Here is a 24,062-nt window from a genome sequence, read left to right on the forward strand (position 1 = left end):
ACTGCAATCTTTGGAGTCATTGATGTCTATCCCCGCATTCGGTCTTGGTACGTTTCGCCTGCAAGGCCAGGTGGTCATCGATTCGGTGAGCACCGGTCTTGAGCTGGGTTACCGGGTCATCGATACCGCGCAAATCTATGAAAACGAAGCCGAGGTCGGCCAGGCCATTACTGCCAGCGGCATTGCTCGTGAAGAGCTGTTCATCACCAGCAAAATCTGGGTCGCCAACTTTGCCAAAGACCGGTTGATCGACAGCCTCAAAGAGAGCCTGAATAAACTGCAAACCGATTACCTGGACCTGACGCTGATCCACTGGCCATCGCCGGAAGATCAGGTGCCGGTCGAAGAATTCATGGGTGCGCTGCTCGAAGCCAAACGACTGGGCCTGACCCGGCAGATCGGCGTGTCCAACTTCACGGTCGACCTGATGCAACAGGCTATTGCCGCCATCGGTGCCGAGAACATCGCCACCAACCAGATCGAGCTGCACCCGTACCTGCAAAACCGCAAGGTTGTCGAATTCGCCCAAAGCCAAGGCATTCAGATCACCTCTTACATGACCCTGGCCTACGGCGAAGTGCTGAAGGATCCGCTCATCCAGCAGATCGCCGATCGCCTTCAGGCGACACCGGCCCAGGTCACACTGGCGTGGGCCATGCAGCTGGGGTACGCGGTCATCCCCTCTTCCACCAAACACGCCAACCTGCAAGGCAATCTGCAAGCCTGCGCCCTGACCCTGAGCAACGCCGACATGGCGCTGATCGCAGGCCTGGATCGCGGCCAGCGGCTGACCAGCCCCAAAGGCATTGCGCCGCAGTGGGATTGAGTCTCAACCTTGGCTCAAGTGCCTGTCCAGCAAGGACATAGCGTGTTGCAGCTGGTCGACGGCTTTTTCGACCAGCGCCAGGTCGCCCTTGTCGATAACATGCTCCAGTTGCTCGCAACGCTCGATCAAACGCTGCGCCCGAACCATGCGCGCACCGCCCTTGATGCGGTGTGCCAAGTCTCGCAGGTCATCGCAATTACCACTAGCGTGCGCCTGGAGCAGATCCTCACGATCGGTCCGATTGGTCACAACCAGTTCGTGCACCATATGATCGAGCAACGTACGGTCCGCACCGATGTATTGCTCCAGACCACTCAGGTCTATCTCGGGTATCGATTGCGCTTCGCTTGCAAACCTGGACGCCAACCATGCGCTCAAATCTGCCAGCAGGATCGGTTTGAACAGGCAGTCGTCCATCCCCGCCTCCAGGCAGCGAATTTTTTCCTCGGGCTGCGCATTGGCGGTAAAGCCCAGAATCAGCGTCAACGTTAATCCCTGGGCGCGCTCTTCATCGCGGATTGCACCCGCCAGTTCATAACCACTGAGTCTGGGCATATTGCAGTCGGTAACCACCAGATCGAACTCATGTTCGCGCCACAGCTCAAGCCCCCGCTCGCCCTCTTCGGCTTCCTGAACACGATGCCCCAGGTGGCTTAATTGCCGTGAAAGCAACAGTCGATTAGCCGGGTGATCGTCGACCACCAGAATCGTCAGTGAGCGCACCTGCAATCCACTATCCACCGCCTCAATGGACGGCAACGGTTGCAGTGCGATCAGCTCAAGATTGATGTCTACCTGTGTGCCTTGCCCGAGGACACTGTCGAGTTGCAACTGGCCGTCCATCATTTCGCACAGGGTGCGGCTGATCACCAGGCCCAACCCGGAGCCACCGCGAGCTGACTGCTGATTATTGCTGGCTTGGACGAACGGGCTGAACAACCGTTGCCGGTCGACGTCGCTGATGCCAATGCCGGTGTCTTCAATGCGCAGACTGACCGCCAGATGCTCCGGCGTCACGGGCGTCACCCGCAGCGTCACGCTCACCTCGCCCTCACGGGTGAACTTGATGGCGTTGCTCAGCAGATTGGACAGCACCTGCTTGAAACGGGTGGGGTCGATCAACACGTCGCAGTCGCTGTGTTCATCCAGATCGATGCGCCACGCCAGTTCCTTCTGCCGCGCAAGGCCTTCGAAAACCCCACACACCGATTCCACCAGCCGCCGAAGATTGGCCCGCTCAGGTGTCAGGGATAAATGCCCGGACTCGATGCGGGCGATGTCCAGAATGTCACCAATCAGCGCCAGCAATTGTTGTGCGGCACCGGACGCCACCTCAATGGCAAAACGATCGGTGACGCCCTCGTCGGCACGTTTCAGGGCCAATTCAAGCATGCCGATCAGGGCATTCATCGGCGTGCGGATCTCATGACTCATGGTTGCCAGAAAAGTGGTTTTGGCGCGGTTGGCATCGTCGGCCTCGTTCTTGGCATCCTGCAATTGTTGCAACCACTGCTGACGCTGGCGGATCTGCCGGCGCTGCCAGGCGATCCAGCCCAAGGCGAGCAACAGCAAGGCGCCAGCCACGGCAAAGGCCTGAAGAATGCCCTGACGATGACGCAGCCAATAGCTGTCATCCAGCACCACATCATGACTCCAGCGGGCCACCAGATCGTCCATTTCCTGCGGCGAAATGCTCAGCAATGCCTTGTTCAGAATCGAGTGCAACTCCAGCGCGCCGCGGCGGGTGGCCAAGGCGATACGAGCGGGTTGATCGCCCACGGTGCTGCTAACGCGCAGACGATCACGGTAATGCCGAGCGATCAGGTAACGGGCGACGATCAATGAACTGAGCGTCGCATCTGCCTGCCCCTTGATCACCCATTCCATGCCCTCGGCCGGGCTTTGCACTTCGACCAGGCGCACCTGCGGCGCCCGAGCCTGTATGAACCCGAACAACGGATGACCGCGATAAATCGCCAGGCGCTTACCGGCCAGATCGTCCAGCGTCCTGGGGCTGCCCGTCGTCGCTGCAATGACCAGCACAAATGGATTGCTCAGGTAGGCGCGGGTAAAGAGCAACGCGTCTTCACGCTCGGTACTGGGGGTGACCACAGGCAACAGGTCGATCTCGCCATCCTGGAGTTGCTCGATTTGCCGGTCCAGTGAGCGGCCGCGTTGCATCTGAAAGGTCAAACCGCTGCGCTGGCTGATCAGCGTCAGCAACTGCGCCGTCAACCCGCTGAGCCGGCCTTGGGCATCGTAGAACGTCAGCGGGGCAAAGTTGTCGATCGCGCCGACAGTGACCGTCGGACGCCGGTCCAGCCAGCGTTGTTCACTGGGGCTCAAACGCACCTGCTGTTGCCCCGCCGTATTGGCCCTGCCGGCACTCCAGCGCGCCTCTATGACCGAGCGCTGGTCCATCGGAATCGCTGCCAGAGCCTTGTCGACGATGTTTTTGAGACGCGGGTTGTCCTTCGCCAAAGCGAAGCCGAACGGATTGGCATCCAGTCCGGAAGGACCCGCCAAATGGACATTATTGAGGTAGTTATTGTTGATCAGGTAATTGGCGCTGATGAAGTCGCCGAGGTACACATCGTCTGGCCCGAACGCTACCGCTCCGAGCGCGTCGAGCGCCGAGGGATAACGCTGCAAACTTGCATCGGGATAAAACGCTTCAACGGTCTGCGCCTGCAAATAGTCATCGACCATGGCGATACGTTTGCCGGCAAGGTCAACGGGTATTCGCTCGTCCAGTCGGGTGACCAGCATCGGCTGATCTTCGGCATAGGCTCGGGACCGGGTCAGCGCGGGGTCGGCCGCTTCGAAGTTGTTCGATGTTCCGAGCAGATCCAGCTCATGGCGTTTGAGGGCGTCCATGGCGGCTTCACGAGTGGCGTAACGCAGCACGTCGATTTTGACATGCAGCAGTTGCCCCAGCAGCTCGGCATAATCGGCCGTGATGCCCTCCAGCTCATCGCGGTGGCGCGTCACTTCGAACGGCGGGTAATCCGCCCCCGTTACCCCGAGGCGCAAGGCCCGTTTATCGCGCAGCCATTGCCAGTCCTTTTCATCCAGCTTGACCTGAAAATCCTCCGCCGTGGAGCGACCCAGCAGGTGCAACCGCTGCGGCTCGTCAGCCATCGCAGCAGGCAACTGCGTTAAAAGGCTCAGTGCCAAGACCGACAGAAATATGCGCATGATCGGGTTCACTCAGATCAAACGATTACGCTTGGCGAAGTCCCGCAAGTGCACCGCCGCCTTCACCCCGGTTTTGTCGATCAAACGGGTCTTGTAGGTGCTGACAGTTTTGTGACTCAGGTGCATAAGCTCGCCAATCGCCTTATTGGCCATGCCACGGGCCAGGTATTGCAGGATGGTCAGTTCGCGGTTGGAGAGTTTGTCGATCATCTGTTTTTCGCTGCGTTGCAGGGGGTTCTGCGAACCCGAAGGCAGCCGTGCGAAATAGGTGTAACCGGTCATGACCGCATGCACGGCCTTTTGCAATTGACTCAGGACGTTGGTCTTGGAGACATACGCCATGGCGCCGGCGCGCATGCAACGCTCTTGAAAAAACAGCGGATCCAGGGACGTGAAAACCAGTACCTGACATGACCAATCACTGGTCCTGATCCGGTCCAGAAGCTCCAGCCCATCGCCTTCGGGCATGACCAGATCCAGCACCACCAGCGAGGGTGAATGCTCTCGCAGCATCGACAACGCCTCGCTACCGCTGGCAGCCTCATGAATCCGTTTGAAACCCTCCTTCTCCAGTACGATTTTGACTGCGGCGCGTACCACCGGATGATCGTCCACAATCAGCACTGACTTCATGGAAACTCCCTGTGCAAAAACCTGACGATTACGCACCAATACATGCCGGATAACGACGAACCGGACGCAACGGCTGCGCTAAGACTTTTGCATGGAAGGCAGAAAGAATGTACCTGACAGAAGTGATAGTACCGACGAACGGTAGCCCCGAAAATCAACCGATCCGTTGCCGATATCGTTCTTGATTCAAGGAGAGTGCAGCTTCACACGCAGGCGGATCGATGAGCGTCATCAGCCATTGAATGGACGCAAAATCCGGCAGCGCCGAAGCGTTGATCAAGGCATGACGAACCTGGCGGTTATCGAGGAAGAACCCAGGCAGGTCCAGTGTCCCCCCCGCCAGCGAGGCATTGATGACGACCAGATCAAATGGCTCGCAGCCGTATTCGACCAGGGTCAGCATCTCCGCAAGGCTTTGTACCGGCGCCACCCGGTAGTAATCGAGCTGATTGAACAGCCGTTCGGTTTTCATCCGATGAAAATGCTGCTCGTCGGCGATCAGGATACGCAAGGTTTTGTTGGTCATCGCGTGCCTCCAGGTCAATGCCTGATGAGTGAGGCGGCAAGACTACGCAAGAGCCATGAAGCGTTCTGTAGGACGTTTCCTAAAAGCTGTGTCACTTATCCCTTCAGTACATGGCTCTCAGAGAACGGGCCGGGATTCGCCGCGCCGTTGCAGCGCGGGATTCTTCAGGAGGGGTTCAGGATTCTGGATTTGTGGTGTTTTTTCGGGCCTCTTCGCGAGCAAGCCCGCTCCCACATTTGACCTGTGTTTGCAGGACTAATGTGGGAGCGGGCTTGCTCGCGAAGGCGGCCTCATAGCCGCCACAAATCTCAGCTCGCTGTGGCCAACAACAAATCCATCACCGACCGACCATACCCCCACGACTTGCCATGGTCATACAGCGAACCGGCGATTTCATCGGCGCGGATCGGCAGGATCGACAGCAAGGTGTCACTCAAGCCGTGGCTGGCCTGACAGAAGCCCTGCATGTAGATGCCCGCCTTGCAGCGCTCGTCGGTGATCAGTTTGTAGTTGCGATCAACCTCGAAATCGCCCAGGTACTGTTCCAGCGGCGCCAGCAGTTTGCGGTGCATCTGGCGCTCGTAACCGGTGGCCAACACCACGGCGTCGTAATGGCGAACCGTGACTTCGCCGGTGGCGTTGTTGCGCACCGCCAGCTCGATGCCGCGCTCGGTGGCGGTGGCTTTTTCAATAGTGGTCAGGGTACGGAATGCATGACGCGCAATGCCCGAGACTTTCTGACGGTAGAAGATGCCGTAGATGCGTTCGATCAGGTCGATGTCCACCACCGAATAGTTAGTGTTGTGGTACTCGTTGACCAGACGCTCGCGTTCGCTGCTGGCCTGCTGGAACACCAGGTCGGTGAATTCCGGCGAGAACACTTCGTTGACGAAAGGGCTGTCATCGGCCGGCTTCAGGGCCGAGCCACGCAGGATCATGTCCACCTGCACCGACGGGAAGCTGTCGTTCAGGTCGATGAAGGCTTCCGCCGCACTCTGCCCGCCGCCGATGATCGCGATGCTCATCGGTTGGTTGTTCACGCACGGCTGCTTGGCCATGCGCTCCAGATACTGGGAGTGGTGGAACACCCGGCCGTCATCCTTGAGTGCCTTGAACGCTTCGGGAATGCGCGGTGTCCCGCCGGCGCTGACCACGACCGAACGGGTGGTGCGCACATGCTGCTGACCTTGCGTATCACGCGAGATCACCCGCAGTGCCTCGACCTGCTGCTGGTGCAGCACCGGCTCGATGGCCAGCACTTCCTCGCCATAACGGCTCTGCTCGGTAAATTGCCCGGCGACCCAGCGCAGGTAGTCGTTGTACTCCATGCGGCACGGATAGAAGGTGCCGAGGTTAATGAAGTCCACCAGACGACCGTGGTGCTTGAGGTAATTGACGAAGGAGTACGGGCTGGTCGGGTTGCGAAGTGTCACCAGATCCTTGAGAAATGAAATCTGCAGTTCGCTCTGGGTGACCAGGGTGTTGCCGTGCCAGCGGTAGTCCGCCTGCTTGTCGAGAAACAGCACATCCAGCTCGCCCTGGCTCGGCCCACGCTCTTGCAGGGCGATGGCCAGAGCCAGGTTCGAAGGGCCGAAACCGACGCCGATCAGGTCGTGAACGATGGGCGATGCAATTGCCTGTGTCATTTCCAGTGTCCTCTGGATGAACCCCGGGCCAGCGGGGATAAAGCCTGGGTGACCTGACCGGCCTTTGGTGGCAGCAGATCGTCTGTTGAATAGGAACGAGGACAATGAAAAAAAATTTAGCGAGGTCTGATTAAACGGTGGCGATCAATGGGCGTCCCACTGGCGCATTCGCACCCGGCAATGCTTCATGGCATTGACGATGTGCTTTTCCACCAGCGCCCGGGAAATACCCAGCTGCTCGGCGATTTCCGGGTGCGACAAGCCGTCGATCTTGCGCAAAAGAAAACTCTCGCGACACAGCCGTGGCAACTCCGCCAGTGCGCGCTGAAGCATGTCCAGGCGTTGACCGTGATCGATACTGTTGTGGGGCGAGGGAATGAAGTAGCGCTCTTCGCTGTCGAGCACGTCCAGGGATTCAACCTGACGCAAGGCATTGCGTCGATGGTCGTCAATCACCAGATTGAGCGCAGTGCGATAAAGAAACGCCCGGGGTTGTTCGATCGGCGTCTCACTGGAACGCTCCAGCACCCGCAGATAAGCGTCATGCACCACATCTTCGGCCACCTGACGGTTGCCTAGCTTGGCGTTCAAGAAACACACCAGCTCGCGATAGTAGTTTTCCAACATGACTCCCGGCCGCACAGGGTGCGGTTTCTATCCTTGAACCAGATCCGCGACCGCCAGGCGGGCAGTAGCACGATAATGGCAGTTTCGAATGTGTAATTTATAGTAATTCTCATATAGATTTAAAGCGCTGTTTCTATTTGCTTGATAAATAGTGCTGTCCTATACCTGTAACCCTTGCTCGTCACTCGATACGTCCACGCTTAAATTCCCCGCCGCCTTTATCGTTTACAGGACAGCTCCCCGTGTCTGTCGGCCCTCCGACAGCGTTCGGCTGTCGGCAGATTTGCGCGCCAGCTGAACGACGGGCCGACTCCTATTGGCCGGAACCCTGCATGAAACGTCCCCGTCACACCCGACGCGCCCTGCTTGTAGCCCTTTGTCTGATCCCCGTTATCGCCGTCGCGGCCTGGCAGGTTCTGCCTCCCGGTCGAGATCGGTTCGCCACGGTCCAGGTCGCTCGCGGCGACATTGAAAGCAGCGTCACGGCATTGGGGACTCTGCAACCGCGACGTTATGTCGATGTCGGTGCCCAGGCCTCGGGGCAGATTCACAAGATTCATGTGGAGGTCGGTGACGTGGTCAAGGAAGGCCAGTTGCTGGTGGAAATAGACCCTTCCACCCAACAGGCCAAACTCGACGCCGGGCGTTTTTCCATCGACAACCTCAAGGCGCAGCTTCAGGAGCAACGGGCACAGCACGATCTGGCCCGGCAGAAATATCAACGCCAACAGAACCTCGCCGCCGGCGGCGCCACACGCGACGAAGATGTGCAAACGGCCCAGGCCGAACTGCGCACAACCCAGGCGCGCATCGACATGTTTGAAGCGCAGATCCGCCAGGCCCAGGCCAGCCTGCGCAGCGATCAGGCCGAACTCGGCTATACGCGCATTTACGCACCGATGAGCGGAACGATCGTCGCCCTCGATGCCCGGGAAGGCCAGACCCTCAACGCCCAGCAACAAACGCCACTGATCCTGCGCATCGCCAAACTCTCGCCCATGACCGTCTGGGCCGAGGTTTCGGAGGCTGATATCGGACACGTCAAACCCGGCATGACCGCCTGGTTCACCACGCTCAGCGGTGGTAATCGGCGCTGGAGCAGCACAGTACGGCAGATCTTGCCGATACCGCCCAAACCGCTGGATCAGACCAGCCGAGGCGGCGGCAGCCCGGCCAGTTCCAATAAAAGCGGCACTGCCCGCGTGGTGCTGTACACGGTGCTGCTGGACGTCGACAACGCCGACAACGCGCTGATGGCGGAAATGACCACCCAAGTATTCTTTGTCTCCAATCAGGCAAAAAACGTCCTGACCGCGCCGGTCGCGGCCTTGCAGGGCGGCCCGCAAGCGGACAGTCAATCGGCTCGAGTCGTCGCCCAAAACGGTGACATCGAGCAACGCACCGTGCGTACCGGCATCAGCGATCGCCTGAAGGTGCAGATCCTCGACGGTCTGGATGAAGGCGATCACCTGTTGATCGGTCCCACCGACGGCAGCGGAGGCTGAATGCAAACGCCTCTGATCGACCTGCAGGACATTCGCAAATCCTACGGTGGCGGCGACGCGCCCGAAGTTCACGTATTGCGCGGCATCGACCTGTCGATCCACGCCGGGGAGTTTGTGGCGATCGTCGGCGCTTCCGGTTCCGGCAAATCGACGCTGATGAACATCCTCGGCTGCCTCGACCGGCCGACGTCCGGCGAGTATCTGTTCGCGGGAGAAAACGTCGCCCGACTCGACAGCGATGAACTGGCCTGGCTGCGCCGTGAAGCGTTCGGTTTCGTGTTTCAGGGGTATCACCTGATCCCGTCCGGCTCGGCCCAGGAAAACGTTGAGATGCCGGCGATCTACGCCGGCACCCCAGCAGCTGAACGCCACGCTCGCGCCGCCGCCCTGCTCGATCGGCTCGGCCTGGCGTCACGCACCGGCAACCGTCCGCACCAGCTCTCCGGCGGGCAGCAACAACGGGTGTCCATCGCTCGCGCCTTGATGAACGGCGGCCACATCATCCTCGCCGACGAACCCACCGGCGCGCTCGACAGCCACAGCGGAGCCGAGGTCATGGCCCTGCTTGATGAACTGGCGAGCCAGGGTCACGTGGTGATCCTCATCACCCACGACCGTGACGTGGCGGCGCGGGCCAAACGCGTCATCGAAATCCGTGACGGCCTGATCATCAGCGACAGCGCCAGCGACAACCCCGCCGCCCAGACCTCGGCCAATCCCGGTGCGCTGCAAGCGGTGGATTTGCGCAAGCGGCTGACCGAAGGCGCCGAGGCCACCGGTGCCTGGAAAGGCGAACTGGTCGATGCCGTACACGCGGCCTGGCGGGTGATGTGGATCAATCGCTTCCGCACCGCCCTGACGTTGCTGGGAATAATCATCGGCGTCGCCTCGGTGGTGGTGATGCTGGCCGTCGGCGAAGGCAGCAAGCGTCAGGTGATGGCGCAGATGGGCGCGTTCGGCTCGAACATCATTTACCTCAGCGGCTCCGCCCCCAACCCGCGCACGCCGCCCGGCATTGTGACGCTCGATGACGTCGCGGCGCTGGCCAGCCTGCCGCAGGTCATGCGGATCATGCCGGTCAACGGTGCCGAAGCCGGGGTACGCTTCGGCAACCTCGACCACCTGAGTTATGTCGGTGGCAATGACACCAATTTTCCGGAGATTTTCAACTGGCCGGTGGTCCAGGGCAGCTACTTCACCGAGGCTGATGAACACAACGCGGCGGCGGTCGCGGTGATCGGCCATAAGGTACGCACCAAGCTACTCAAGGATGTGGCCAACCCCATCGGCCAATACATCCTGATCGAAAACGTGCCCTTTCAGGTCGTCGGCGTACTCGCTGAAAAAGGCGCCAGCTCCGGCGACTCCGACAGCGACAACCGGATTGCCGTGCCCTACTCGGCGGCCAGTGTCCGGCTGTTCGGCACCCACAACCCCGAATACGTGACCATTGCCGCGGCCGATGCGCGCAAGGTCAAGGAGACCGAAAAAGCCATCGAGCAGTTGATGCTGCGCCTGCATAACGGCAAACACGATTTCGAACTCACCAACAATGCCGCGATGATTCAGGCCGAGGCCAGCACACAGAATACGCTGTCACTGATGCTCGGTTCGATTGCGGCGATCTCGCTGCTGGTGGGCGGGATTGGGGTGATGAACATCATGCTCATGACCGTGCGCGAACGGACCCGGGAGATCGGTATCCGCATGGCCACCGGTGCCCGTCAGCGCGACATCCTGCGCCAGTTCCTCACCGAAGCGGTGATGCTCTCGGTGGTCGGCGGGATCGCCGGAATCGCCCTGGCGCTGATCGTCGGCGGCGTATTGGTGCTCAGCGAAGTCGCGGTCGCCTTTTCCCTGGCGGCCGTCATCGGCGCCTTCGCCTGCGCACTGATCACCGGCGTTGTCTTCGGCTTCATGCCGGCCCGCAAAGCTGCCCGGCTCGACCCGGTCACGGCCCTTACCAGTGAATGATCGATCTATGAAACCGCAACTGAGCCTGTTGACCCTTTGCCTGTTACTCGGCGCGTGCAGCCACCCTGCCCCGCGCCAGGACAGTGGCATCCAACCACCGTCGACCTGGCAATCGCCACACCGCGAAAGTGCTTCCCAGACCAGTCGGCAATGGTGGACGCAGTTCGGCAGCCCGCAGCTTGATCGCCTGATCGAACAGGCCCGCGTCGGCAGTCATGACCTGGCCGCCGCCATCGCTCGAGTGCGCCAGGCCCAGGCCGACACGGTGATTGCCGGCGGCTCGCAGCTGCCGGAGGTCAAGGCCGGCATGAACGCCAACCGCCAGAAACTGCTGCATGGCAAGGGCTACAGTCAACTTGATGTCGACAGCAACGACAAGGCCGTGGATTTTTTCGACGCCAACCTCAGCGCCAGTTACGAAATTGACTTCTGGGGCGGCAAACGCGCGTCCCGAGACAGCGCGCAGCAAGGGTTGCGAGCCAGCGAATTCGATCAAGCCACGGTTGAGTTGACCTTGCTCAGCGGGGTTGCCAACAGCTACGCGCAAGCCTTGTCGCTGGATGAACAGAGTCGCATTGCTGAGCTGAACCTGGCCAACGCACAGAATGTCCTGAAACTGGTGCAGACCCGTTTCGATTCGGGTTCGGCCACCGCACTGGAACTGGCGCAACAGAAAAGCCTGGTGGCGGCGCAACAACGGCAACTGCCGCAGATTCGACAGCAAGCCCAGGATGCACTGATCAGCCTCGCCGCCCTGCTTGGCCGGCCGGTCCAGCAACTGCCGCCGAGCCAGGAGTCCTTCGTTCAACTGCAGTGGCCAGCCATCGGTGCCGGGCTGCCCAGCGAGCTGCTCAGCCGCCGCCCGGACATTGCCCGCGTCGAAGCGCAACTGGCCGCTGCCCAAGCCGACGTGACTGTCGCTCGCGCCGCCATGCTGCCCGCCGTGACCCTGAGCGCCAACATCGGCTCGGGCGCCAACACAGCCAACGATATTCTGCGCAACCCGTTCTACAACCTGACCGCCGGGCTGGTCGCGCCGATCTTCAATAACGGCCGCCTCGGCGCTGAGCGCGACAAGGCCACGGCCCGTCAACAAGAACTGCTGGAAACCTATCGAGGCGCGATCATCAACGGTTTTGCCGACGTCGAAAAAGCCCTCAACAGCATTCGCGGCCTGGATGAGCAGCGAGAGTGGCAACACGAAGAATTGAACCAGGCACAGACCGCGTTCAACATCGCTCAAAGCCGCTATCAGGCTGGGGCCGAGGATTTGCTGACGGTGCTGGAAACCCAGCGCACGTTGTATGCGGCACAAGATTCGAATGTGCAACTGCGGTTGTCGAGGTTGCAGGCGAGCATTGCGCTGTACAAGGCGTTGGGTGGGGGGTGGCAGGCGTTGTAATGGTGGTGGCTGTAAACCGCTTTCGCGAGCAAGCCCGCTCCCACAGTTGATCCGCGCCGAACACACATTCCATGTTCGCTGAAGATCCAATGTGGGAGCGGGCTTGCTCGCGAATGAACGATAACTCGGTCGCCCGGCTTAACTGGCAATCGGCTTGACCTTCAGATTCCGCGCATACCACGGCCGTTGCGGCACGCGGCGAAACAACTCGGCGAGTTTCTTTTCGTCAGTGCCGAAGGTGATGCGCAGCGCCAGCTTCATGGTTTCCGGGTCCATTTCTACCGACTTGCCGGCCTGTAATCCCGGCGTGGTGCTGCAACCGTGGGTACTCGGGCCGAGCCACGGATCATCGACTTCAACCCAGCGACCGGGGGCGAACCAGGGCACGCCATTGACCTCGAGCCGGCTGACCTCCCCCGGATGGAAGCGCTCGTGAGCGCGGAACCAGTCTTCCAGACGATCGTCGATCCAGCCGTGGAAGTGCCAGAACACCGGGTTCACGTGGGATGAAAACGGGTCGCCGAGAAAGTCGTTTTCCGGTGCATACCAACGCGCGGAAAAGTCCGCTGGATCCCGGGCAAAAGGCACCGGCTGACCGTTGGATGGATCGCGCGGCACCGAGGCCCAGCGCATGTGCAGCCAGTCGTGCAGGCCTAGCTCGATCTCTGAGCCGAACTGCCCCAGGGTCAGCTTCGACAGATAACGCGGATCACGGTAGCGCGATTCCCAAACCTGAAAATTGCTGTGATAGGTTTCGGCGGTCTTGATGTCGCTGACCCACCGCGTGTACTCGGTATCTTCGGCGGCCAGCCAAGTGGGCGGCAGCGCAGTGCCATCGTGATTGTCGAAATAGCGGGCGAAGCCCTGACGGTCGCGTTCAAGCTCCGGCTGCGGCATCGGGAAGCTCGGCCAGGACGGCAGGTCCTGCATCGAACGCGCAGTGCCGAGCATGTGCCGGTGCATGAAGAAAAAGTCGACCCCCGAGCCATTACGGTCTTTGCGCGGCCCCCGGGCATCGCGCTCCTCGCCCCGCGGGCCCGGCTGCCAGCCGATGCCGCGCAAGGCACCGCGCTGGTCTTCGGAGAGTTTGTGCCATTTGTCCCGCGTGGCGTGCCAGAGCTGGTGGAACAAGCGGTGTTCGGCGGAAATCAGCCACGCCAGCAACGGCGGATTCAGACCGACACGCTCTCGGGCTTCGGGAAACAGTCGTTTGCGTGCGACAAATCGATTGTCCAGTTCCGCCAAGCCGAGCGGGCGATCCAGACGCAAGACCCGCCCGCTGAGGGTGCCACTGCCGGCATTGCCGAAATCCGCCCAGACTTCATCGAGCACGACCGCCAGTTCATAAGCCGGTGCGCCGTTGGCCGATTGCGTATCGACCAGGCGCCAGTACAGCTGGCTGGCGTCAGGCGAAACCAGATCGCCGATCACCCTGTAACGCGGCTCGGTTTCGCTGCGTAACTGTTGCGCGGTATCAAGGCAGCCACGCAGGCCGCGGCCGCGCTGGGCGATGTCGAGAAACAGTTCCAGCCCGCTCTGCGGTAAACCGTCGAGGCCCGCGCGGGATCCTTCAAAGCGGATATCCCAGATGCCTCGCAGCGAGTTGGCCAACTGCTGACCCGCGGTGTCCGCCAGATCGACGGTCGCTTCACCCGGGGTGATCGTCGGGTCTGGCTTCGTCCATTCGCGATGCCCATAAAAAGCCGCAGGCACAGCAGCGCCAGTCAGCGCCAGGCCTGCCATGAACCATCGTCGAGAAATCGTCATTGCCCTACCTGTGTCAGCCATGAAGCAGGCTTTATCCAAGCTAGAACGTTTGTTGCGCGCACAAATTTAAAAGCTTCGCGAGCAAGCCCGCTCCCACAAGGACAGCGCAATACCTGTGGGAGCGAGGCTTGCCCGCGAAGAGGTCCGCGAGGTCACCTAAATTTCCCCGCCAGCCACTCGTTCCTCCCAGATAGCAAAGGCCCCAACACCTGTACCGGGGCGGCGAACCTGACTGAGATGGCAATGACAAAACCACGTTCGAAAAAGGCTCTTTACATCGGCCTGCCGTTGGCCCTGGCGATCAGCGCCGGTGCAGGCTTCGCGGTCTGGTATTACGGGTTCAAGGACAACCTCGGTTACCCGATCAAGGTCATGAAACAGGCCGACGAGTTGCACGAGCGCATGCTCTCCTTCGATAGCCACATCAGCCTGATGCAAAATTTCGGTACCCAAGGCAACGAGGCTGACAAGGATGGCAAAGGCCAGTTCGACTTGGTCAAGGCTAACCGCGGACATCTGTCCGGTGCGGCCCTGACAATTTTCGGCTGGCCCGAACTGTGGAATGGCGCCAACGCGCCGCACAGGCCCACCGCCGGTTTCGTCGAAGAAGCACGTAACCAGCAGGAGATCCGCTACAAGATTATTTCCGGCATGGTCCGCGACTTTCCCAACCAGGTTGCCATTGCCTACACCCCCGACGATTTCCGTCGTTTGCACGGAGAAGGCAAGTTCGCGATTTTCATCAGCATGCTCAATGCCTATCCACTGGGCCATGACCTGAACCTGCTGGACTTGTGGACGGCACGCGGCATGCGCATGTTCGGTTTCAGCTACATCGGCAATAACGACTGGGCCGACTCTTCGCGCCCCTTGCCGTTTTTCAACGATTCGCCAGATGCCCTCGACGGTCTCTCGGACCTGGGCAAGCAAGCCGTGCATCGCTTGAATGACCTGGGCGTGATCATCGACGTGTCGCAAATGTCGACCAAGGCCCTGGAGCAAGTCGCGCAATTGAGCCGCACGCCGATGGTGGCTTCGCACTCGGCGCCACGGGCGATGGTCGATATCCCGCGCAATCTCAGCGACAAGGAATTGCAGCTGATCAAGAACAGCGGCGGCGTGGTGCAGGTGGTCGGTTTCTCCCAATACCTGCGACCGCTGACCCAGACCACCCAGGACAAACTCAACGAACTGCGCAAACAGTTCGACCTGCCGCCCCTGCCGAACCTCTCCATGGCTCTGATGCCGGGTGATCCGGTCATCGCCGCCTGGTCCGAGAAAAAATTCGGCCAGTACGCCAGCCGCCTCTACGCGATTCTTGAAGAAGAACCCAAAGCCACCCTCAAGGACCTCGGTGACGCCATCGATTACACGGTGCGAAAAATCGGCATTGATCATGTCGGCATCAGCTCCGACTTCAACGAAGGTGGCGGGGTCAAGGGTTGGAAGAACGTCGGTGAAATTCGCAACGTCACGGCGGAACTGATCTCGCGCGGCTACTCCGAAGCAGACATCGCCAAGCTCTGGGGCGGCAACTTCCTGCGGGTCTGGGATCAGGTACAGAAAGCCGCCAAGCCGGCGCTGATTTCACATCAAGGCACGAGCAAACCATGAGCGATCGTCGAACCTTTCTGAAACAGGCCGGGATTCTCGCCGCCGGCCTGCCCCTGACTGCTGGCCTGCACAACGTTGCCAGCGCCACCCCACAGCCCTCGCTGCCAGGGGACAAATGGGCGCAACTGCGACAACTGTTCGACCAGGATCCGGACTACCTGCACTTTTCCAACTTCCTGATCACCTCGCACCCCAAACCGGTGCGTGAAGCGATCGAGATGCACCGCGCCGTCCTCGATAAAAACCCTGGGCTTGCCATGGACTGGGACTTGGGTGTTATCGAGCAGCGCGAAGAAGAGGTGCGCGTCTGGGCGGGTCGTTACCTGCAAAGCAATGCCAAACAGATCGCGCTGACCGGCAGCACCACCGAAGGCCTGGCGATGATTTACGGCGGTGTGCATGTGCGCCCGGACCAGGAAATCCTTACCACCGCCCACGAGCATTACGCGACCCACACGATCCTCAATCTGCGCACCCAACGGGACGGCACTCGGGTGCGCAAGATCAGGCTGTTCAAGGATCCGCAGACGGCCTCCAAAGCCGAGATCCTTGCGTCGATCGACCAGAACATCAAACCCGAAACCCGTGTACTGGGCATGACGTGGGTGCACTCCGGCAGCGGCGTGAAACTGCCGATCGCGCAAATCGGCGCGCTGGTGGACAAGCACAACCGCCACCGCAGCGAGCAGGACCGCATCATTTACCTGGTCGACGGCGTGCACGGTTTTGGTGTCGAGGACCTGAGTTTTCCGGCCATGAACTGCGACTTCTTCATCGCCGGCACCCACAAATGGATGTTCGGCCCCCGTGGCACGGGCATCGTTTGCAGCCGCAGTGAAGAGGTGAAATACGTCACGCCGATCATCCCGACCTTCTCCGAAGCCACGGCGTTCTCCACCACCATGACACCGGGCGGCTACCACTCGTTCGAGCACCGTTGGGCGCTGAACGAAGCCTTCAAACTGCATTTGCAATTGGGCAAGGCCGATGTTCAGGCGCGTATCCATGCCCTGAACAGCTATATGAAAAATCGCCTGCAAGCGCACCCGCAGATCGAACTGGTCACCCCCCCGAGTCCCGAGCTGTCGTCCGGTTTCAGCTTCTTTCGGGTCAAGGGTCAGGACAGCGACAAGATCGCCGCCTGGCTGATGCAAAACCGCGTGATCGCCGATGCCGTGGAGCGCGACGTGGGCCCGGTGATCCGCACAGCGCCGGGGCTGCTCAACACCGAAGCTGAAGTCGACCGCTTCATGGCGTTGCTCGACACACAGCTCTGATCCCAACCCCATGATGAATGTGGGAGCGGGCTTGCTCGCGAAGACGGCGGCACAGTCAACATTGATGTCGACTGACACACCGCTTTCGCGAGCAAGCCCGCTCCCACAGGTTCCGCTCCTTAACTGACGGGTATTAGCCCCCTGATTCCTTTTAACTTTTTATCGAGAGCAATGATGAACAGTGAGCTGCGTAGTTTTTCCTTGAAGACGCTCCCCGCACTGGCCTTCGCCGCCGTGGTTGCAAGCCTGATGCCGGGCGCCGCTCAGGCCGCAGCACCTGCCCCGCCCGGGAAAATCTTCAAGGACTGCAAGGACTGCCCCGAGATGGTGGTGCTGCCCACCGGAACCTTCACCATGGGCACCCCGGACAATGAGGTGGGCCGCGAGCCCGACGAAGGCCCGTTGCACCCGGTGACCTTCGCCAAACCCTTGGCCATCAGCCGCTTTCAGGTGTTGGCCGGCGAGTGGGACGCCTACCTGCGCGACAGCGGTTACGTCATGCCCGACGGCGACACCCGGCCGGGCCGCGAGTGCAAGGCCGGTGTGCCCCGCTATGAACGCACCGCGAGGCATCCGGCGGTGTGCATGGACTTCCCCGAGGTCAATGCCTATGTGGCCTGGCTCTCGAAGAAGACCGGCAAGCACTATCGACTGGTCAGCGAATCACTGCGTGAGTATGCAGCCCGCGCAGGCAGCAGCGGCCCGTTCCCCTTCCCGTTCGATGAAGGCAAGGAATACAGCATCGCCAAACACGCCAACACCTACGGCGCCGCCGATGGTTACAACTTCACCTCACCGGCGGGCAGTTTCCCGGCCAACGCTTTCGGCGTGTACGACATGCACGGCAACGTCTATGAGTGGACCGCCGATTGCTACAACGAGAACTACGTCGGTGCACCAAGCGATGGCAGCGCGTGGTTGACCGGCGACTGCAAGGCCCGGCGCATTCGTGGCAATGACTGGGGTGAAGCACCGGTGTTCTCGCGTTCGGGCAACCGTAATGCCACCTACCCCGATACCCGTGGCGACTGGATCGGTTTTCGCGTCGCGCGGGACCTGTGATGCACGCCCGGGAACAGCTCAACTCTTGAACCTCAACCCTTGAACTTCTGCCCTTAACGGCACTTGAAGCGGAAACCCCCATGACCACGAATTCCCGCGGAGCCATCAGTGAAGTCCTCAGCCTGCTCAAGCCTTTCCGGGTCGTCGTGGTGCTGTCGATCATGCTTGGCATGCTGGGTGGACTCAGCATTACCGCCCTGCTTGCGACCATCAACAACGCCCTGAACGGCGAAGGCAGCCCACCCGCCAGTGTGCTGGTGACGTTTGTCGGCCTGTGTGTGCTGGCCCTGGTGGCGTCGACTCTGTCGGATATCGGCACCAATCATGTCGGGCAGCGCATCATTGCCGGGCTGCGTAAATCCCTGGGTGAGAAAGTCCTGTTGGCACCGATCGAACAGATCGAGCGGTATCGCAGCCATCGGCTCATTCCGGTCCTGACCCACGATGTCGACACCGTCAGCAGCTTCGCCTTCTCCTTTGCGCCGCTGGCCATTGCCTTCACCGTGACCCTTGGTTGCCTGAGCTACCTGGCTTATCTGTCGCTGCCGATGTTTGCCCTGTTGCTGGTGGCACTGGTGATCGGCACCGTGGTGCAATATGTGGCCCGGGCCAAGGGTATCAAGGGCTTCGAAGCCGCTCGCGAGGCTGAAGACGAACTGCAAAAACACTACAGCGCGATTGCGGCCGGCGCCAAGGAACTGCGCATTCATCGCCCGCGCCGCCAACGCATGTTCAGCCAACGCATCGAAGGCACCGCCGACTACATCTGCAATACCCACATCCGTTCGATCAACACATTCGTGGTGGCCAAGACCTTCGGTTCGATGCTGTTTTTCGTGGTCATCGGCCTGGCGCTGGCCCTGCAATCGTTCTGGCTGGGCACCGATAAAGCGGTCCTCAGCGGTTTCGTGCTGGTGTTGCTGTACATGAAAGGTCCGCTGGAATACCTGGTCATCACCCTGCCGGTGGTCAGCCGTGCCAACATCGCCTTCAAGCGTATTGCCGACCTTGCCGAACAGTTTTCCTCGCCCGAGCCGCACTTGCTGCTCAGTGACAAGAACACCCCCAAAACGGTCGTCGAACACCTCGAATTGCGAGACGTGCATTACGCGTTCCCTCCGGTGGACGGCAGCAAACCCTTCACCCTCGGGCCGGTCAACCTCTCCATCGCCCAGGGCGAAATCGTCTTCATCGTCGGCGAGAATGGCGGCGGCAAGACCACGCTGATCAAGTTGCTGCTGGGCCTCTACGCGCCACAGGGCGGTGAAATCATCCTCAACGGCTCACCGGTACTGGCCAGCAGCCGCGACGATTATCGTCAGTTGTTCACCACGATTTTTGCCGACTACTTCCTGTTTGATGAACTGGTGCAAGGCGACCAGCAGGTTCCCGAAGACGCCAACCGTTACCTGGAACGCCTGGAAATCGCCCACAAAGTCAGCATCCGCGATGGCGCATTCAGCACCACCGATCTGTCCACCGGCCAGCGCAAGCGCCTGGCGCTGTTGAACGCCTGGCTAGAGGAGCGCCCGGTGCTGGTGTTCGACGAGTGGGCGGCCGATCAGGATCCGGTCTTCCGGAGAATTTTCTACACCGAACTGCTGCCGGAACTGAAGTACCTGGGCAAGACCATCATCGTCATTTCCCACGACGACCGTTACTTCGATGTCGCCGACCAACTGGTGCGCATGGAAGCGGGTCAGGTCATCAGTGAAAAAGCTCCGGCCGCCACGGCCTGAGCCCGGCCCGACGCATTGCCGCCTTTTGCGAGAACCCCATGAACGAACTTCTTGATGATGATCTGCTGGCGCTTTTACTGGCCGATGCCGCAGACGATGTACAAGCCTTGTCGCCCCGCAGCCGCCTGGATCGAGCCCCGCTGTCGTTCGCCCAGCAACGACTGTGGCTGGAGCAACAATTGGCGCCGACCAGCTCGGCCTACAACCTGCCACGTGCCTTGCGGCTGACCGGCGAACTGGATACCCGGGCGCTGGAAGTGGCGCTTGATCGGGTCATAGATCGACACGACATTTTGCGCAGCGCGTTCAAGGAAATCGACGGCGTACCGATCCAGGTCGTTGAGCGTCACGCCCGTCTGACCCTGCACAAGCAAGATCTCTCGGCGCTCGACAGCCAGGCCCGCGCCGATGAGCTGGCGCAGCGTATCCAGAATCAGGCGCTGCGCCCCTTCGACCTGAGCCGAGCGCCGCTGATCCGCGCCACCTTGCTCCAGCTCGACACCCGGGAGCATGTGTTGCTGCTGAACATGCACCACATCGTTTCCGATGCCTGGTCCAATGCGATTCTCATGCAAGACCTGTCCTGCGCCTACGGCCAGGCCCGCCTCGGCGACACCGCGCAACTGCCGCCACTGGCGATGCAATACGCCGACCATGCCACCTGGCAACGCGGTGCATACCTCGACAGTGCCGCTTGCGCGCGCAGCGGCGATTACTGGCGCCAGTACCTGGGCAGCGAATTGCCCGTGCTCGAACTGCCCCAGGATTTTGCCCGCGCATCTGGTCAACAGCACCTCGCCGGGCGCCTTTCATTGAGTATTCCCACCACTCTGTCCCAAGCGCTCAATGCCTTCTGCCAGCGCCAGGGGCTGACGCCGTTTGTGATGGCCTTGGGCGCCTGGCAATTGCTGCTCGGTCGCTACAGCAACCAGCACGACTTCACCGTCGGCGTGCCCAACGCCAACCGCAACCGTGGCGAAACCCAGGAGCTGGTGGGCTTTTTCGTCGGCACTCAGGTGTACCGGGCGCGGATCGATTCGACCTGCACCGCCGTGGATTTTTTGCACGACCTGCGCGGGCAATCCCTGGCGGCACTCGAACATGCCGATTACCCACTGGAGCTGATGTTCGATCAACTGCAACGACCGGGTGGCCAGACGTCCAATCCATTGTTCCAGGTGTTGTTCAACTGGCGCACCGACACGGCCGAACCAGCCGCGATGGACTGGGGCGAGCTGACACTGGAGTTTCTCGATTCCGGAGAAAAACAGGCCAAATTCGATCTCTCGCTGGACATCGACTACTCGCATCAAGGCCTTGTCGCCACCTTCGAGTACAGCCGCGACCTCTACAGCCCGGCGACCATCGAACGCATGGCCGGGCATTGGCAGAACCTGTTGCAGAGCCTCATCGAAGCCCCCGATTGCGTCCTCGGCGAATTGCAACTGCTGACCCCGGACGAGCGCCAACAAACTCTGGCCGACTGGAATCGTCAGCCCATCCGCCTGCCACGCGAACACTGCCTGCATCACGTGATCGAAGCGCACGCCAGTAGAGCCGGTGAAGCCATTGCCCTGAGTTTTGGCGATCAGCAAATGAGTTACGCCGAGCTCAATCGCCAGGCCAATCGGCTGGCCCATCGGCTGATCAGCGAGGGCGTCGGCCCGGATGTGCTGGTGGGCATCGCCGTCGAGCGTACGCCAGACATGATCATCGGCATGTTGGCGATCCTCAAGGCCGGGGGCGCCTACGTGCCGCTGGACCCGGCCTACCCGGCCGAACGCCTGGCCTACATGATCGAGGACAGCGCCATCGCGCTGGTGCTGACGCAGACGCATCTGCGCGAACAGTTGCCGCTGCCGGCCGAGGTTCACTGCCTGTTACTCGACCAGCCGCTGTCCAGCCACCCGCAGGATGAGCACAATCCCGAAGTGGCGGTACACCCGGATAACCTGGCGTATGTGATTTACACCTCAGGCTCTACCGGCAAGCCCAAAGGCGCGCTGCTGCCGCACCACAACGTGATGCGGCTGTTTCACGCGACCGCGAATTGGTTCAACTTCAACCAGGACGATGTCTGGAGCCTGTTTCACTCGTATGCATTCGACTTCTCCGTATGGGAAATTTTCGGCGCCCTGTTGCACGGAGGCCGGCTGGTGATCGTGCCGCACGCCGTCAGCCGTTCGCCACAGGATGTCTACGCACTGCTATGCCAGGAAAAAATCAGCGTGCTCAACCAGACGCCGTCGGCATTCAAACAGCTGATGCAGGTCGCCTGCGAACCTCAACAGTCACTGACCCAACACCTGCGTTACGTGATTTTTGGCGGTGAAGCGATTGATGTGCAAAGCCTGCGTCCATGGTTCGAACGCTTCGGCGATCGCGCGCCGCAGTTGATCAACATGTATGGCATCACCGAAACCACCGTGCACGTGACCTACCGGCCATTGTCACTGAACGATCTGCACTCGGACGCGACCAGCCCCCTCGGCGAGCCAATTGTCGACCTGTCGTGGTACCTGCTCGACCCTCATCTCAACCCGGTACCCAAAGGTTGCATCGGTGAGTTGTATATCGGCCGTGCCGGCCTGGCGCGTGGGTATCTGAAACGCACCGACCTGACCGCCACTCGCTTCGTTCCCGATCCGTTCGACCCGCTTCCCGGCGGGCGTCTGTATCGCACCGGCGATCTGGCGCGCTACGGCGTCGATGGCGGCATCGAGTACGTCGGACGCATCGACCATCAGGTAAAAATTCGTGGTTTCCGCATCGAACTGGGGGAAATCCAGGCACGTCTGCAGAGCCTGCCAGCCGTGCAGGACTGCGTGGTCCTGACCCATGAGTGCCCGAGCGGTCTGCAACTGGTCGGTTATGTGATCGCCAGCGAACCCGGCCAGCACCGAGCTGCGCGAACAGCTGCAGAACGCCCTCAAGGCGCAGTTGCCAGACTACATGGTGCCCGGCCACCTGCTGTTTATCGATCACTTCCCGCTCAACGCCAACGGCAAGCTCGACCGCAAGGCCCTGCCCGAGCCGGATGTCAGTCTGTGGCAGCAAGCCTACGTTGCGCCGAGCAACCCGCTGGAGGAGGCACTCGCCCAGCTCTGGCAGCAATCGCTAGGCATCGAGCGCGTGGGGGTGACCGACAACTTCTTTGAATTGGGTGGGCATTCGATTCTGGCCATTCAGTTCATTTCCACGCTCAAGACACGTCTGAACATCGAGCTGCGCCTGCAAGAGTTACTGGCCTATCCGAGCATCGGCGAACTGGCGGCGTTTATTTCGCGCAAGCATCGGGAACAGACTCAGTGCGTGGTCGAGTTGAATGCAGCCCCGGCCAGCGCACCGACGCTGTTCTGCCTGCACCCCAGCGGCGGAATCGTGTTCTGTTACCAGCCGCTGGCGAAGAAACTCAAGGCCCATGCCTCGGTCTGTGGCGTCATGCATCGCGGTTTCAGCGATGGCAGCCAAAGCTGGGACGAGATGGTGGCCGATTACGGTCAAGAAATCGTCAAGGCACAACCTCACGGTCCCTACCACTTGATGGGCTGGTCGCTGGGGGGCGCGATAGCGCTGGATATCGCCGCCACCCTGGAAGGCCTGGGTCATCAGGTGGCCTTTCTCGGCCTGGTGGACAGTACCATCCCGGAACACCTGTACCCCGAGGACTTGCCCCGTTATCGACGCTTGCCAAGTGCTGAACAGAGCAGCGAGGCCTCGGAAGAGATCCTCGATGCCATTCACTATTTCGACCTGCTGTTCCCGACCCTGACAGACCGCACGGCGGCTTATTTGAAAGACTCGCCACACAGCTCGGTCAAGCAGTTCTATGACTGGGCAGCAAGCCTGGTCGAACCGGGCCAAGGCGACTTGTTGTCGATCGTGCAAAGCGTGAAGAACGAAGTCATGAATGCCCAGGCGTTCTCGGTGCATGACCGTCTGCTGGAGGCCTTCAAGGCCTTTACCTTCAAACCTGTGCAGGTCCGGCCCAGTTGCTGGTGGGCCGTGCCGGAAAAGACTGCGCAAGAACTGGCGTTCTGCGAGGCATTGATCCGGCGTTACAGCCCCTCGGGTGAGCTGAAATGCTCGGTTCACTCACCGCTGTTGCACCGCAGCATGATCTTTGATGGCGCACTGATCGACTCACTGATCGACGCCTTCCTGGCCACCACTGCACATCGCTGATCTCCCCCGCCCCATCAGCCCGCCGGCAGGCTGCGGCGGGTTGCCTTTAATGCCAGTCAGTCAAGGCACAAAACCTGTGGG

General features: G+C 60.7%; 14 protein-coding genes and 1 pseudogene. 9 read left to right on the forward strand and 6 right to left on the reverse strand.

What is annotated here, in order from left to right; translation table 11 throughout:
- Positions 1-22 precede the first annotated feature (22 nt).
- Complete coding sequence (gene dkgB, locus AB7M29_RS25300) at positions 23-826, forward strand: 2,5-didehydrogluconate reductase DkgB (protein WP_217857289.1); 804 nt, start codon at positions 23-25, stop codon at positions 824-826.
- 3 nt (positions 827-829) lie between these two features.
- Here dkgB and AB7M29_RS25305 read toward each other — a convergent pair whose 3' ends face one another.
- The 5 genes from AB7M29_RS25305 to AB7M29_RS25325 form a co-directional block, all read right to left on the reverse strand.
- The gene (locus tag AB7M29_RS25305; RefSeq protein WP_454248248.1) at positions 830-4,024 is read right to left on the reverse strand and encodes a transporter substrate-binding domain-containing protein; all 3,195 of its coding nucleotides are present in this window, start codon (positions 4,022-4,024) and stop codon (positions 830-832) included.
- Positions 4,025-4,036: 12 nt separating this feature from the next.
- The gene (locus AB7M29_RS25310; RefSeq protein ID WP_454248249.1) at positions 4,037-4,657 is read right to left on the reverse strand and encodes a response regulator; all 621 of its coding nucleotides are present in this window, start codon (positions 4,655-4,657) and stop codon (positions 4,037-4,039) included.
- Positions 4,658-4,811: 154 nt separating this feature from the next.
- A complete protein-coding gene (locus AB7M29_RS25315) occupies positions 4,812-5,183 on the reverse strand; it encodes a response regulator (protein WP_454248250.1) in 372 nt (123 codons plus the stop codon).
- A 308-nt stretch (positions 5,184-5,491) separates the two neighbouring features.
- A complete protein-coding gene (locus AB7M29_RS25320; RefSeq protein ID WP_454248251.1) occupies positions 5,492-6,829 on the reverse strand; it encodes a lysine N(6)-hydroxylase/L-ornithine N(5)-oxygenase family protein in 1,338 nt (445 codons plus the stop codon).
- 144 nt (positions 6,830-6,973) lie between these two features.
- Entirely contained in the window at positions 6,974-7,456 is a 483-nt protein-coding gene (locus tag AB7M29_RS25325; protein WP_302470594.1) for a sigma-70 family RNA polymerase sigma factor, read from the reverse strand.
- Positions 7,457-7,788: 332 nt separating this feature from the next.
- Between AB7M29_RS25325 and AB7M29_RS25330 the strand changes: the two genes are divergently transcribed.
- From AB7M29_RS25330 to AB7M29_RS25340, 3 genes are read left to right on the forward strand one after another with little or no spacing between them, the layout of a single operon-like run.
- Positions 7,789-8,961: an efflux RND transporter periplasmic adaptor subunit gene (locus AB7M29_RS25330; RefSeq protein WP_052963102.1), complete on the forward strand. Its 1,173-nt coding sequence runs from the start codon at positions 7,789-7,791 to the stop codon at positions 8,959-8,961.
- Positions 8,962-10,935, forward strand: coding sequence for a MacB family efflux pump subunit (locus AB7M29_RS25335; RefSeq protein WP_454248252.1), 1,974 nt, complete (start codon positions 8,962-8,964; stop codon positions 10,933-10,935). It begins immediately after the preceding gene.
- A 7-nt stretch (positions 10,936-10,942) separates the two neighbouring features.
- Positions 10,943-12,337, forward strand: coding sequence for an efflux transporter outer membrane subunit (locus AB7M29_RS25340; protein ID WP_454248253.1), 1,395 nt, complete (start codon positions 10,943-10,945; stop codon positions 12,335-12,337).
- 138 nt (positions 12,338-12,475) lie between these two features.
- On the opposite strand, the gene pvdP is transcribed toward AB7M29_RS25340, so the two are convergent.
- A complete protein-coding gene (pvdP, locus tag AB7M29_RS25345; RefSeq protein ID WP_454248254.1) occupies positions 12,476-14,104 on the reverse strand; it encodes a pyoverdine maturation tyrosinase PvdP in 1,629 nt (542 codons plus the stop codon).
- 243 nt (positions 14,105-14,347) lie between these two features.
- On the opposite strand from pvdP, the gene pvdM reads away from it, so the two are divergent.
- The 5 genes and pseudogenes from pvdM to AB7M29_RS25370 all read left to right on the forward strand — a co-directional run bounded on the left by pvdM (position 14,348) and on the right by AB7M29_RS25370 (position 23,981).
- Positions 14,348-15,718, forward strand: coding sequence for a pyoverdine-tailoring dipeptidase-like protein PvdM (pvdM, locus tag AB7M29_RS25350; protein ID WP_052963098.1), 1,371 nt, complete (start codon positions 14,348-14,350; stop codon positions 15,716-15,718).
- Entirely contained in the window at positions 15,715-16,995 is a 1,281-nt protein-coding gene (gene pvdN, locus AB7M29_RS25355) for a pyoverdine-tailoring periplasmic protein PvdN (protein ID WP_454248255.1), read from the forward strand. The genes pvdM and pvdN overlap by 4 nt, the downstream gene beginning before the upstream one ends.
- Positions 16,996-17,169: 174 nt before the next feature.
- A complete protein-coding gene (gene pvdO, locus AB7M29_RS25360; protein ID WP_454248256.1) occupies positions 17,170-18,057 on the forward strand; it encodes a dihydropyoverdine dehydrogenase in 888 nt (295 codons plus the stop codon).
- 80 nt (positions 18,058-18,137) lie between these two features.
- A complete protein-coding gene (locus tag AB7M29_RS25365) occupies positions 18,138-19,796 on the forward strand; it encodes a cyclic peptide export ABC transporter (protein WP_454248257.1) in 1,659 nt (552 codons plus the stop codon).
- A gap of 38 nt (positions 19,797-19,834) precedes the next feature.
- A pseudogene (locus AB7M29_RS25370) lies at positions 19,835-23,981 on the forward strand (amino acid adenylation domain-containing protein).
- Positions 23,982-24,062: the final 81 nt, after the last annotated feature.

Source organism: Pseudomonas sp. F-14 TE3623, assembly GCF_053629015.1.